The sequence below is a fragment of the Rhodoluna sp. KAS3 genome (genome assembly GCF_026000575.1).
Classification (GTDB): domain Bacteria; phylum Actinomycetota; class Actinomycetes; order Actinomycetales; family Microbacteriaceae; genus Rhodoluna.
Genome location: NZ_AP026910.1, coordinates 44,523 through 57,368 on the forward strand (window position 1 = coordinate 44,523; position 12,846 = coordinate 57,368).

General features: G+C 54.1%; 10 protein-coding genes and 3 tRNA genes. 10 read left to right on the plus strand and 3 right to left on the minus strand.

From position 1 onward, the window contains the following. Window positions 1–123 precede the first annotated feature (123 nt). Entirely contained in the window at window positions 124–696 is a 573-nt protein-coding gene (locus OO731_RS00225; protein WP_264890195.1) for a M15 family metallopeptidase, read from the plus strand. 434 nt (window positions 697–1,130) lie between these two features. Here the strand turns inward: OO731_RS00225 and pgm are convergent, their stop codons facing one another. Continuing rightward, complete coding sequence (gene pgm, locus OO731_RS00230; protein ID WP_264890196.1) at window positions 1,131–2,753, minus strand: phosphoglucomutase (alpha-D-glucose-1,6-bisphosphate-dependent); 1,623 nt, start codon at window positions 2,751–2,753, stop codon at window positions 1,131–1,133. A gap of 29 nt (window positions 2,754–2,782) precedes the next feature. Between pgm and pheA the strand changes: the two genes are divergently transcribed. Then, window positions 2,783–3,664 (plus strand): prephenate dehydratase, encoded by an 882-nt coding sequence (gene pheA, locus OO731_RS00235; RefSeq protein ID WP_264890197.1) that lies wholly within the window; start codon window positions 2,783–2,785, stop codon window positions 3,662–3,664. Here pheA and OO731_RS00240 read toward each other — a convergent pair. Continuing rightward, the gene (locus tag OO731_RS00240) at window positions 3,654–4,622 is read right to left on the minus strand and encodes a diacylglycerol kinase family protein (protein ID WP_264890198.1); all 969 of its coding nucleotides are present in this window, start codon (window positions 4,620–4,622) and stop codon (window positions 3,654–3,656) included. The two genes, pheA and OO731_RS00240, sit on opposite strands and share 11 nt — an antisense overlap. Before the next feature lie 50 nt (window positions 4,623–4,672). Between OO731_RS00240 and serS the strand changes: the two genes are divergently transcribed. The 7 genes from serS to OO731_RS00275 all read left to right on the plus strand — a co-directional run bounded on the left by serS (window position 4,673) and on the right by OO731_RS00275 (window position 10,307). After that, a complete protein-coding gene (serS, locus tag OO731_RS00245) occupies window positions 4,673–5,935 on the plus strand; it encodes a serine--tRNA ligase (protein ID WP_264890199.1) in 1,263 nt (420 codons plus the stop codon). Beyond that, window positions 5,932–6,777, plus strand: a complete 846-nt coding sequence (locus OO731_RS00250) for an HAD family hydrolase (RefSeq protein ID WP_264890200.1) — start codon at window positions 5,932–5,934, stop codon at window positions 6,775–6,777. Before serS ends, OO731_RS00250 begins: the two co-directional genes overlap by 4 nt. 49 nt (window positions 6,778–6,826) lie before the next feature. Next, window positions 6,827–6,915 (plus strand) — tRNA-Ser (locus OO731_RS00255). 94 nt (window positions 6,916–7,009) lie between these two features. Further along, window positions 7,010–8,224, plus strand: coding sequence for an LCP family protein (locus OO731_RS00260; RefSeq protein ID WP_264890201.1), 1,215 nt, complete (start codon window positions 7,010–7,012; stop codon window positions 8,222–8,224). A gap of 78 nt (window positions 8,225–8,302) precedes the next feature. Continuing rightward, window positions 8,303–9,964, plus strand: a complete 1,662-nt coding sequence (locus tag OO731_RS00265) for a glycoside hydrolase family 13 protein (RefSeq protein ID WP_264890202.1) — start codon at window positions 8,303–8,305, stop codon at window positions 9,962–9,964. Between the two features lie 55 nt (window positions 9,965–10,019). Beyond that, window positions 10,020–10,114: transfer RNA gene (locus tag OO731_RS00270), tRNA-Ser, on the plus strand. A 120-nt stretch (window positions 10,115–10,234) separates the two neighbouring features. Further along, window positions 10,235–10,307 (plus strand) — tRNA-Arg (locus OO731_RS00275). Between the two features lie 70 nt (window positions 10,308–10,377). Here the strand turns inward: OO731_RS00275 and OO731_RS00280 are convergent. Then, entirely contained in the window at window positions 10,378–10,830 is a 453-nt protein-coding gene (locus OO731_RS00280) for a hypothetical protein (RefSeq protein WP_264890203.1), read from the minus strand. A gap of 475 nt (window positions 10,831–11,305) precedes the next feature. Here OO731_RS00280 and OO731_RS00285 point away from each other — a divergent pair, with 475 nt between their 5' ends. Next, window positions 11,306–12,808 (plus strand): hypothetical protein, encoded by a 1,503-nt coding sequence (locus OO731_RS00285; protein WP_264890204.1) that lies wholly within the window; start codon window positions 11,306–11,308, stop codon window positions 12,806–12,808. The last annotated feature ends 38 nt before the right edge of the window (window positions 12,809–12,846 follow it).

Sequence of the window (12,846 nt, forward strand, 5' to 3'; positions counted from 1 at the left end):
TCTCCAACCGATTCAGCCAGTCCTTCGGCTTCACCAACCCCATCGGTTTCGCCTAGTCCCTCGGTTTCTCCAACACCTACGACTTCCCCGAGCCCAACGACTTCTACTAGCCCGCTTTTCAACATGCGGTTGCATCCAACAGCAAAGGCCCAGTCGCTTTGGGTTGTGGTCAACAAGAAGCGCCGATTGAATCCGGTGGCCTATGCACCTGTGCTTCACACCAAGATCAATCTTGCGCCGGCCGCAGCTACTGCATTCTGGGCACTCAAGGCAGAAATCCAGCGGCAAGGATTGGGCACTCTTTGCCTAAATAGCGGGTACCGCAGTTATGGTTCACAAACCAGCATTCACTCGGCCAGAGTGGCAGCGCTGGGCAAAGTTGCCGGCGAAAATCTGGCCGCTCGGCCTGGGCACAGTGAACACCAGACCGGCTTGGCCGCTGATGTTTCGATTACTTCACTCGGATGCCGCATCGGTGCTTTTGGTTCAACCGATGCGTATAAGTGGATTGCTGCCAATGGGCATAAGTACGGATTTATTGTTCGATATCCGTGGAAGTTGACTGAGGTTACCGGCTACGTCTGGGAGCCTTGGCACTTGCGATTTGTTGGCAAAGAGTTGGCCACTGAAATGAAGACTCGCAAGATCAAGACTCTTGAGCAGTTCTTTGGGTTGCCGTCGGCGCCAAGTTACTGATTCTGGGGTTTGGCTCGGGCTCGGGCTTGGTCCTGGGCTTGGGCCTGGGCCTCGGCCTGTGCCCAGAGGCGTACTGACCCCGCTGGCGTTCAGTAAACCCCACCATTTTTGACCAAATTGAGCACCTTCGCCCCCTTCAACCTGCTCAATTCCGACCAATTTTGCATAGTCAAAAAGCTGGGGGATGTTTCAGATTGGATGGCCGAAGGCCGGTCCAAACCTGGCGCATGGCGCACATAGGCGGGCCGAAGGCCGGCCGCAAACCTGGCGGATGTGAGATTTCTGCATAGGCAAAATTGGGCAACTTTGGGCAGGTTGAGGGCACCAAAACTAGTCAGAATCTTCTAATCTGACTAGGTTCAGCGAATGGATTGGATAGGTAATAGGCCGCCCAAATTCGAAAATTCGGCCGGATTTATCAGTCGACCAAACAGTTACCCGAGAACACCATCAACGAGTGCTTTGGCCTCAACCTGAACCTGCTTGAGGTGCTCGGCCCCCTTGAATGATTCACCATAAATCTTGTACACATTCTCGGTTCCAGATGGACGGGCCGCAAACCAAGCATTCTCAGTCTCAACCTTCAAGCCACCTAGAGCTGCACCGTTGCCGGGGGCGTGGGTCAAAATCGCAGTGATTTTTTCGCCAGCCAATTCACTTGCGGTAACGGCCTCGGCAGACAATTTGCCCAACTTGGCCTTCTGCTCAAGAGTTGCCGGAGCATCGATGCGCTCATAGGCCGGCGCACCAAACTTGTCGGTCAATTCGGCGTATCGCTGCGATGGCGTCTTGCCGGTTACAGCGGTAATTTCGCTGGCCAGCAGCGCCAAGATCAAACCATCTTTATCGGTTGACCAAGCTTTTCCGTCGAGGCGCAAGAACGAAGCACCTGCTGATTCCTCTCCACCGAAACCAACTGATCCATCAATCAGACCAGGTACGAACCATTTAAAGCCCACCGGTACTTCGATCAACTTTCTACCAAGGTCGGCAACAACGCGGTTGATGATCGACGACGAAACCATGGTCTTACCCACGGCGGCCGATGACGACCAGCCCGGACGATTGCGGTAAAGGTAATCAATGCCAACCGCCAAAAAGTGGTTTGGGTTCATCAGGCCGGCATCGCGAGTCACGATTCCGTGGCGGTCTGCATCGGCATCGTTTCCGGTTGAAATATCGAAGTTGGTGCGGCCCTCAATCAAACCGGCCATGGCGTGCGGCGAGCTGCAGTCCATACGAATCTTGCCGTCCCAGTCCAAGTTCATAAAACCAAACTGAAAATCAACGGCTGGATTTACCACCGTTAGGTTCAAACCGTAGCGCTCACCAATCGCGCCCCAGTAATCCACTGACGCACCACCCATTGGGTCGGCGCCAATCGAAACCTGCGAGTCACGGATCGCATCCATGTTCAAAACCTGACCGAGTTGCGAGATGTAGTTCTCGCGGAAGTTAAAGCCTTCTGCAGCCGGCTTGGCGCGCTTTACCTCACGAAGCCCACCCAAGATAATTTCGTTGGCGCGAGCAGCAATCCAGTTGGTAGCGTCCGAGTCAGCCGGGCCTCCGTGAGGCGGGTTGTATTTGAAACCACCATCTGTTGGCGGGTTGTGACTAGGGGTAATTACCAGTCCATCGGCAAGTGAAGGATCATCGAGTGCCTTGCCCAAGTTGTGATTGATGATGGCCACCGAGACCGCTGGTGTTGGCACGTAGCGCTCTTCAGCATCAATCAAAGTCGGCACACCATTACCGGCAAGCACCTCGAGTGCGGTGACTTCAGCCGGGCCCGAAAGCGCGTGAGTGTCTTTACCCACATAGATCGGACCCTGGATGTTCTGCCCGCGACGGTACTCGACAATCGCCTGTGTGATGGCCGCAATGTGGTCTTCGTTGAACGAACCGTTTAGCGATGTTCCGCGGTGACCGGAGGTGCCGAAAGTCACCTTTTGTTCAGCGGTAGTTACATCGGGGTGAATTTCAAAGTACGCATCAATCAACTTGCTGATGTCAACTAGATCTGATGCCTGTGCCTTCTGGCCTGCTCGTTCGCTCATGAAACTATTTTGGTGGCTAACCTAGTCTCATGGCATCACAGGCAAATAACTCTTTTGATTCGCACACCTACGCGTACCTAGGTCCAATCGGCACATTTACCGAAATGGCCCTCGCACAGGTGCCTGAAGCTAAGGGTGAAGAGTGGTTGCCAGTCGCCCACGTGCAAGAGGCAATTGACCACGTAATCTCAGGGCGGGCGTTTCGCGCAATCATTCCAGTTGAAAATTCCACCGATGGTGGCGTAACCGCAACCCTCGATGCCTTGGCCGCCACCGACAACATCCACATTTACGGTGAGTATTTAGTGCCGGTCACATTCAACTTGGTAGCCAAGCCAGGTGTCGAGCTAGCCGACATCAAGACCGTCTCGACGCACCCGGTTGCCTACGCTCAGGCGCGCAAATGGCTGTTCGAAAAACTTCCGCACCACACCTACGTGCCGGCCAGCTCTACCGCCGCCGCAGCCGCCGCGCTGCTAGATGAGAATGCCGTGGCCGATGCCGCGATTGCCGCGCCAAGCATCACCGGTCACTACCAACTCGAGACCCTGGCCGAGGACATCGGTGTTCACAAGCACGCCGAAACCCGTTTTTTGCAGATTGGCCTAGAGGCAACCGAAGACAACGAGCACGCAGCGCCGGCGCGCACCGGGCACGACAAAACCTCTGTGATTGTGGAATTGCCAGATGACCACCCGGGTGCACTGCTTGAGATGCTGCAGCAATTTGCCTCGCGCGGAATCAACCTGACCCGCATTGAAAGCCGCCCGGTTGGTGACCGTCTTGGCCGCTACCGATTCAACCTTGATGCTGAAGGTCACATCGATGACCCAGAGATGGCGGCTGCGCTCGCCGGATTGAGCCAATTGAGCGCAAACGTTGTGTTCTTGGGCTCGTACCCTAAAGCCTGATAGTCACCGCGCGCGGTTGAACTTCAAACTCTACCTCTAGGACAACCCCCATTGGGTCGCCATCCAGCTGAATGAAGACTGGGTTATCCGGCGTGACTCTTATCTTTTTGCCGTTTAGATTCTCGAGAGTTTTTACGTCGGCCGTGGCATCAATCAGGTGCCTAAGTTGACGGTTTTCGCGCAGTGAATTTATCCACGTAACACGACCCCAAAAATCAATCCAGTTCCAGAACCGGCGCGGCCCAACTGCTGCAACATCCAGCAACCCGTCATCAAGGCTGGCATCGGGCATCAGGGTAATTCGTCCGGGCAACCACCCAGCGTTTCCGATGATCAGCGATACAACTTTGAGGCGCCGTGGTTCACGGTTATCAACCGAGACGAGCATCCGCTCAAACAATGTTGGCAGAGCTCTCAAACCGCCTTCAACATAGGCCACCCAGCCAATTGCACGCTTAAGTTTTGGGTCGGTTTTCTGCATGATTTTTGCATCCAGACCAACGCCAGCCATGACCGAAAATACCTTCTCGGCTCGGGCGCCATCCTCAAAAATAATTCGCGCCAAACCCAGATCAATCGGGTGCCGGTTGCCGACCAATCCGCGCCTCACGGCCGTGGTCAAATCGCTGAGGTCGATGCTCAGATTTCGGGCCAAAACATTGCCCGTGCCCGCAGGCAAAATACCCAACGTCACTCGGTCGCTCAGTCCGTTCAGCGTGATGGCCTCGACCACCTCGCGAACCGTGCCGTCACCTCCGCCAACCAAAATGTGGGTCGCGTTCTGCGCAATCGCTCGCAGAGCTTGGGGTCCACCGCGCTCGGTGGCTGAGGTTGGCAGCCAAAGCGTAGGCTCCCAGCCAAGTGGCAACAGGGTCAAATTCACGGCAGCCGAAAGTTTGTGTCGATTGATTTTCCCCGGGTAGTAGATCACCGCCGCGCGGTTTTTCTTTGCTGCCATGTCATCAGCCTAACCAAGCCCAAGCAGCAAGCAAGCGGTAACCTTGAAGGGTGATTGACCTAAACCTGCTTAGAGAAAACCCGGATGCCGTTAAGGCCTCGCAGCGTGCCCGCGGAAACGATGAGTCGCTTGTTGATCAAGCCGTTGCCGCTGACGCAAATTGGCGCAAGCAACTGCAGGAGTTTGAAGCTCTGAGGGCCGAGCAAAATGCGGCTGCCAAACTGGTTGGTTCAGCGTCAAAAGAAGACCGCCCTGCGCTCATCGCAGCCGGTCAGGTTTTGGCCGAAAAGGTTAAGGCCGCCAACGAGATTGCCAACGCAGCCCAGGCCACACTCGATGCCATCATCTGGAAAATCGAGAACGTTGTAATTGAGGGCATTCCTTCTGGCGGCGAAGAAAACTTCACCGTAATTAAAGAGGTCGGCACCAAAGCAACTTTTGATTTTGAACCGCGTGACCACGTTGCGCTGGGTGAGCTTCTGGACATCATCGACATTGAGCGCGGTGTCAAAGTAGCGGGCTCACGTTTTTACTTTCTGAAGGGTTGGGGCGCCCGGCTAGAGCTTGCCATGATGAACATGGCTCTGGACCTAGCTGCCAAAAATGATTTCACCGCACTGATCACCCCAACGCTGGTTCGCCCAGAGGTAATGGCCGGCACCGGTTTCTTGGGTGAGCACGCAGACGAGATTTATTACCTTCCTGCAGATGACCTTTACCTGACCGGCACCTCAGAGGTTGCCCTAGCTGGTTACCACCGCGATGAAATCATCGACCTTTCAAATGGCCCACTGCGTTACGCCGGATGGAGCACGTGCTACCGTCGCGAAGCCGGTTCTGCTGGCCGAGATACCCGCGGAATTTTGCGCGTTCACCAGTTCAACAAGCTCGAAATGTTCAGCTACATCAAACCTGAAGATGCCGAGCAGGAGCACCTCAAGCTTCTGGCATTTGAAGAAGCAATGTTGCAGGCCTGCGAGTTGTCGTACCGAGTAATTGACACTGCAGCCGGTGACCTAGGTTCATCTGCTGCCCGCAAGTATGACTCTGAGGCTTGGGTGCCAAGCCAGCAGACCTACCGAGAGCTAACTTCAAGCTCAAACTGCACGACTTATCAGGCCCGCCGCCTCAACGTTCGTTACCGCGATGAAAACGGCAAGACCCAGACGGCTGCCACTTTGAACGGAACCTTGGCAACCACTCGTTGGTTGGTTGCAATTCTCGAAACCCACCAGCAGGCTGACGGTTCGGTTCGAATTCCAGCAGCACTGCGCCCTTACCTTGGTGGCCAAGAATTTATCTCTCCTAAATGACCAAAGCAACCGGCAACGATCGCTGGCTGATCGGCATTGACATCGATGGCACGCTTGTGCACGACGACGGCTTTTTGTCGCCGGTCGTGGTTGAGCAGGTTCAGCGGGTTCGCGAACTGGGTCACGAGGTAATTGTTGCCACTGGCCGAAGTGCGGCCAATGCCATTCCGGTGGTTCGCGATGTGGGCATTCAGCATGGAATCAGCATTTGTTCAAACGGTGCGGTGACTGTAGAAGTTGACCCTGCGCATGAACGGGGCTTCACTACCCGTGAGGTCATTACCTTTGAGCCGGCAGAGGTTTTGCGCGAGCTGATCGAGCACCTGCCCGAAGCTCATTTTGCCGTTGAGGACATCGATGGCAGTTACCGTTTTCACCGCCCATTTCCGGCCTATGCCCTTGGTGACCTAAACCACGAGACTCCGCTCGAAGACTTGATGGCTCACCCGGTAAGTCGCATCGTAGTTTTGTCACCAAACCATGAGGTCGATGAGTTCACCGCGCTAATTTCGAAGGTCGGCTTGCAGTCGGTTTCGTATGCCATCGGATACAGCGCTTGGCTAGACATTGCCCCAGCCGGGGTCAATAAGGCCTCGGCGCTTGAGGTGCAGCGCGCTGCTCTTGGAATCAACCCAGCTCAGGTCATCACCATTGGCGATGGTCATAATGACGTTGAGATGTTTGAATGGGCCCGCCAGGGTGGCGGTTTGGCTTTTGCCATGGGCCAGGCACCAGAGGCCGTAAAGGCTCGAGCCACCGCGGTTACAGCTGCGGTTGAAGACAATGGTGTGGCTCAGGTACTCGCAGGATTCGAAGGAATCTTGTTCAGCCGCGAGGCCTAAAAATCTTTCTTTAGACAACCCTGCGTTTTTCAGGTAAAGTGGATCATACGGAAGCGTGCCGGAGCGGCCGAACGGAACAGTCTTGAAAACTGTCGTCGTTAATAGCGACCGTGGGTTCAAATCCCACCGCTTCCTCCAGTAAAACCCTCGAGTCTCTCGAGGGTTTTTCTTTACCTGTTAATTTCCTTGGAGCCCTGTCTATCTTGGGCCAGTCAACTTAAACTAGAAGTTCATGAAAAAGCCAGAACTCTTCGCGCGCCACGGGCGCATCCGTGTGCAATCAAAAGCCAGCGCATTCTGGGGTTTGTTCTTCAAAGCCGTGGGCATGCTCACCGGCGTTGCCGTTGCTATTGTCGGCATCTCTGTATGGGAGATCAGCAACACCATCAAGAACAATGGCATTGAAATTGCCGGCGCCACCGCCTTGACCCAAGCTGACCTCGATGGCCCAATCAACATGCTTTTGGTTGGAAGCGACACCCGCGAAGGCCAGGGTGGCGGCTACGGTAACGACACATCGGTGTTGGCAGACGTAATCATCTTGCTTCACATTTCAGCTGACCGTAAAAATGCGGTTGCCTTGAGTTTTCCGCGCGACCTGCTAGTACCTTGGCCTGCTTGCCCAAGCACCTCAAACCCGCCGGGCCCTGGTTACCTAGCTCAAAGCCTTGGCCAAATCAATGCCACGATTGCTAACGGCGGCCCAGGCTGCACGCTGTTGACCGTTGAGCAGCTAACCGGTGTCGACATTCCATACCTGGCCATGATCGACTTCAAGGGTGTAATCGAGATGTCAAACGCCATCGGTGGTGTTGATGTTTGTGTTGCCGAGGAAATCAGTGACCCGTACACCCAGACCTACCTTCAGCCGGGCGAATACACGCTTTCAGGCAAGGCAGCCCTTCAGTTCTTGCGCACCCGTCACGGTGTTGGCGATGGCTCAGACCTCAGCCGCATTAGTAACCAGCAGAGCTTCTTGACCTCTCTGGTTCGCAAGGTAAAGAGCCAGGGCGTTCTGTCTAACCCGGTATACCTTTACTCGCTGGCAAGTGCCGCGGCTAGAAACATGCAGTTGAGCGAGAGCCTGACTGACGTCAACGTAATGGTGGCTCTGGCTAGTGCACTCAAAGATGTCGAGCTCGACAAAATTACCTTCTTGCAGGTGCCTAGCCGCGGTGGCCTGCCAAAGCCATACTCAGGTCGCGTTGCTCCTATTTACGAGCAGGCCAATGTCTTGTTCAGCAAAATCGCCAACGATGAGCCACTTCTTGTAAGCGGTTCCAACACCGGTAGCGGCTCGGTCGTGGCTAGCCCGGCACCGTCATCATCGGCAAGTGCCAGCCCAAGCCCAAGTGCTTCAAGCTCAGCAAGCCCAAGCCCATCGGCTGAGGTATTGCCTGATTGGGCCCGAGGCACCAACGCTGCGGTCACCACCTGCTCTGGTTAACTTACATTTCTGTAAGCGCTAGGCATGGTTAGATTAAGTACTTTTATCAACGCTCTTTTTTGAACCCGAGGTAGAACTATGGCTGAGCACACTTTCCTGCGTGGACCAAAAGACTGGTGGCGTCAAGCTGTCGTTTACCAGATCTATCCAAGAAGCTACGCCGACCAGAATGGTGATGGCATTGGTGACCTAAAGGGCATAACCAGCCGCGTTCCTTATCTAAAAGAACTCGGTGTCGACGCTGTTTGGTTGAGCCCGTTCTACCCTTCAGAACTTGCTGACGGTGGTTACGACGTTGCCGACTACCGCAACATCGACCCTCGCATCGGAACTCTCGAAGAGTTCGACGAGATGCTTGAGGCTCTGCACGCAGTTGGTATCCGTGTGTTTGTTGACGTAGTGCCAAACCACTCATCAGACCAGCACGAATGGTTCCAGGCTGCTCTCAAGGCGCCTAAGGGTTCACCAGAGCGTGACCGCTACATCTTCCGCGACGGCAAGGGTGCCAACGGAGAGATCCGTCCGTCAGAGTTGGCCAGCCACTTTGGCCCAACCGGTTGGACTCGCATCACCGAGCCAGATGGCACTCCAGGCCAGTGGTACATGCACCTGTTTGCCAAGGAGCAGCCTGACCTCAACTGGGACAACCAAGAGGTCCGCGATGACTTCATCAAGACCATGCGTTTCTGGTCTGACCGCGGTGTCGACGGCTACCGCATCGATGTTGCTCACGCACTGGTCAAAAACCTCAAAGACGGCCACCTGCCTGCCCGCACCAGCTTTGACCTGTCAGCCATGAAAAATGATGGCACCGATGACCTCTTTGACCGCGATGAAGTTCACGAGATTTACAAGTCATGGCGCCAGGTTTACAACGAGTACGACCCACCGCGCGTTGCAGTTGCTGAGGCCTGGGTTCACGCCAACCGCCGTGCACGCTATGCCAGCGAAGAAGGCCTTGGTCAGTCGTTTAGCTTTGACCTAGCGTTCGAGCCTTGGAATGCCAAGAAGTTCCACGACACTATTGCTTACAACTTGGCTGCCTCTGAAAAGACTGGTTCTTCGAACACCTGGGTTTTCTCAAACCACGACGTTATTCGCCACGCAACGCGTTTTGGTCTAGACGCCGAGTCTCTGAGCAACCTGCCTAAGTGGTTCCGTTCAGCAGATCGCGAATCAAAGATCAACAAGCCGCTAGGTTTGGCTCGTGCTCGCGCTGCCACCATGCTGATTTTGGCGCTACCGGGCTCGACATACCTCTACCAGGGTGAAGAGCTGGGTCTGCACGAGCCATTGAACATTCCTTCGGACCAGATGCAAGACCCGCAGTGGTTCCGCAGTGAGGGTTCAATTAGCCGCGATGGTTGCCGTGTCCCGATGCCTTGGACCTCAACCGGTTCATCGTTTGGGTTTGGCCCTGGCGGTTCTCACCTGCCGCAGCCTGAGTGGTTCAAAGATGTAAACGTTCAGAAGCAAGATGGCGTTGCCGGCTCAACCCTTGAGCTTTACCGCACCGCGCTGATGATTCGTAAGGGTCTAGTCTGTGCCGAAAAGTTGACCTGGAACAAACACTGGTTCAACTCAAACGTGCTCGACTTTACTCGTCCAAACGGCTGGCGTTCGGTCACCAACTTTGGCAACCGCTCGGTCAAGTTGCCAAAGGGCAAGGTCTTGCTGAGCAGTGGGCCGCTAGAAGGCAACCGCCTTCCTGGCAACACCACCGTTTGGTTGCAGTCCTAGTTTTAGTCTTGGGTTTCGGTCGGGTTTAGTTTTCGACTAAACTAGACCAGTCCGTGGAGTTGTCGCATAGCCCGGTCGAGTGCGCCCGCCTGCTAAGTGGGTAGGGAGGTTAAATCTCCCTCGAGGGTTCAAATCCCTCCAACTCCGCCACGGATGATCTACCAGGTCTTTAGCAAGCCTGGGGTTTACAAGCGTCGCAAGACCACGTAAACTATCAAAGTTGCCTAGGCAACACCAACTAACAAAGCAGCAGGTTTTTGGCTTGCGAATGCGTTTGTAGCTCAACGGATAGAGCATCTGACTACGGATCAGAAGGTTGGGGGTTCGAGTCCCTCCAAGCGCACGAAACCCGGTTTCTTCTCACGAGAGCCGGGTTTTCTTTTACCCCGGGGTCTGGTTAATCTCCAGTATTTCTAGCGACAGCTGTGATTGCGCCAGCGCACCTTGAAAACCTCTTCGGCGGATCTTCCCTGGAGTGCGCGCCTATACATTGAGGCCTTGACGCTGCGATTTATCACGTGCCCGTCTGTCGACAGGTCAAGGTACTGGCCACGAACCTCGTAATCGCCACCCAATTCCCGTTCCAACTTGAACTTCAAAGCGAGTGCCGACTCGTTCAACTTTTTCAGCGTCTCCAAATTATCGACATAGAAGTTATCCGTGACTTTGCAATCGTGAATTGACTCCTTGAATTGTTTGTTCAGCGCGTAGGCTTCGAGTTTCAAACCCTCTGAGATTGGCGCAAGTTCTGGCAAGTCACCGATTTCGTTTCGAAACCAAAGCGGCCAAGTTATCCAAGGCTCAATGCAAATGTCAACGGCAATCCGTTTGCGGTCCATCATCGGTTTGAAGAGGTTGCGTTTCATAGTTACCTCCTTGAATTATCCTTCCGCTCAGACGCACTTAGACGCATGACTGGATCCGATGACCACTAATCGCTTGTTTGTGACATGGCCGAGCATAATTTACCTCGTGCTCGCCACCTTCGATGAACGCGATGGCTTTTCAAGTTCCCGAGTCAAAGCGCGACCCAACCACGGATCGACTCCCCAACCACGAGAGCCGGGTTTTTTCTATTAACATCTAATTTCAACGGGGGTTGAAATGAGATCAGAACATATCGATCAGTTGGTCAAGCTGTATCGCCTTGCTGTCAAAATGGCGTGGATCACTGTCGGCTTGAGCCTCTTAGCCATCCTGTTTCAAACTTGCTCATTCTGGCTGCCCGATTCCACTTGTTCCGCTCTAGGCGGTGGCCCTTCTTTTGTCTCGTACCTAACGTTGCCAACTGCCCTAATCGCCGTGTGGAAGCTGCGCTGGGCACTTAAAACGGCTACTAGCTTGACTGAATTGAGTGCCGACAGCGAAGAACAGGTGCGGGCTTCGTACCAACGGCTCTGGAATTTTCAGACTAATGCTGGCGCACTTGTGACAACCGGTGCTGTAATTATGATTCCGCTTGCCATCCCAGCATTAATGTTGGGGCTTGCAGGTGGCACAGCCGTTTTTGCTCTATTTGGCGGTGCTTGGTTGCACATGCGCGCGCGCAAACTAAACCGCGAGATTGCTTCGCCTCAACCTGCCTCAAGGGGCACCGGCGAAGCACCCGATTTAGAACACACTTCCAATGCATCACAAATCGAACCCCAGGCCGGATTAGTGCCACTGGTTGTTGGATCTTCGCTCCTCGCCCTCAATGTGATTATCGAGATTAGTTTTACCAACGACCTGCGGGGAATTCCAACTTTCTACGGCACACCATCAAATACCAACGCCGGCATCAGTATGACCATGGGCTTATCCACTTTTCTCGACATCCTAGCTTTTAGCACCATCGGTTTAGCCATGTTGATCTATGCGATTGTGATAAAAAAGCGCATAAGTAAAAGACGCCTTTGGGTAATCGTCGGCATCACCGTGGTTCAACTGCTTTTTGTTCAAGCTCAACTTGCGCCAGTTATAGCCCGTGGGCTTGGGCCCAACGCTGCTGGTGCAAAGCTGGTCAGTCAGATGGATGCCTCTGCTCGAACAATGGAATGGATTCAAACCCAAGACTTGCCCAAAGGCTTTGAAGGTGCTGAGCCAAACTACTACCAAGAAGAGGTAAACGCACGCTGGAGCGCGCAGTCTATGCCATTAAACGAAGACTCTTTGGAGCGCATCTGTGAAAGCGTGATTTCATACGCAATCGATCTGGGTGCAACCGATTGGGCCGACAAGCATTCGAAAACTACTGGCGCGGTAACCGATCCAATAGGAACAAAGGCTGGTTGTTTGTCGGCGCTAAACGGTTATCCGAAGTTGAAAGTTCAGCGGCACGCGGTTGCTTCACCTGAGTTCATACTGGCTGGAACCTCGAAAGATGGGGATGGTAGCCCTTTCGCGGTCCAGCTGACCTTACTCAAACAGGGTTCGTTAGGCGATAGCCCAAACGCATGGATTTATGAACTTAGGATTCACACCACATACAACGAAGACCCTTTGACGTTTTCTGGTGGGTTAGCTCAAGGCGATATAGAAATTAATGACCTCTTAACCCTGATTGGGCAAGAGCGCTTAGCGAACCCAGATAGGAACCCCACGGATCCCGTTTTTGTGAGGGAAATCCTGAAGTCCTATAGCCACCCGCTAGACATCCAAGTCGTTGAATCCACTCCAGGAGTGGCCAATCGTCTTGACCTGACTAACTCGGAGGGGTTGCACATCTGCTTGGCGATTGACCCCTGGGACGAAGCCGAGCACGGCATAGAAGATCCGGGATATGGCTACGGGTTTGGCTTCATGGAAGACCTAAATGTGCTCAAAGGGTATGGCAACGCTATTGAGGGTGGCTGCAAGAAGTAGTCCAGCACTAAATCGCACCCCAATCACGAGAGCCGGGT

What these genes read in the sequence shown, in the direction of transcription:
- OO731_RS00225 (WP_264890195.1), top strand. Translation starts at nt 124, where the DNA reads ATGCGGTTGCATCCAACAGCAAAGGCCCAGTCGCTTTGGGTTGTGGTC.
- pgm (WP_264890196.1), bottom strand. Translation starts at nt 2,753, where the DNA reads ATGAGCGAACGAGCAGGCCAGAAGGCACAGGCATCAGATCTAGTTGAC.
- pheA (WP_264890197.1), top strand. Translation starts at nt 2,783, where the DNA reads ATGGCATCACAGGCAAATAACTCTTTTGATTCGCACACCTACGCGTAC.
- OO731_RS00240 (WP_264890198.1), bottom strand. Translation starts at nt 4,622, where the DNA reads ATGGCAGCAAAGAAAAACCGCGCGGCGGTGATCTACTACCCGGGGAAA.
- OO731_RS00250 (WP_264890200.1), top strand. Translation starts at nt 5,932, where the DNA reads ATGACCAAAGCAACCGGCAACGATCGCTGGCTGATCGGCATTGACATC.
- OO731_RS00260 (WP_264890201.1), top strand. Translation starts at nt 7,010, where the DNA reads ATGAAAAAGCCAGAACTCTTCGCGCGCCACGGGCGCATCCGTGTGCAA.
- OO731_RS00265 (WP_264890202.1), top strand. Translation starts at nt 8,303, where the DNA reads ATGGCTGAGCACACTTTCCTGCGTGGACCAAAAGACTGGTGGCGTCAA.
- OO731_RS00280 (WP_264890203.1), bottom strand. Translation starts at nt 10,830, where the DNA reads ATGAAACGCAACCTCTTCAAACCGATGATGGACCGCAAACGGATTGCC.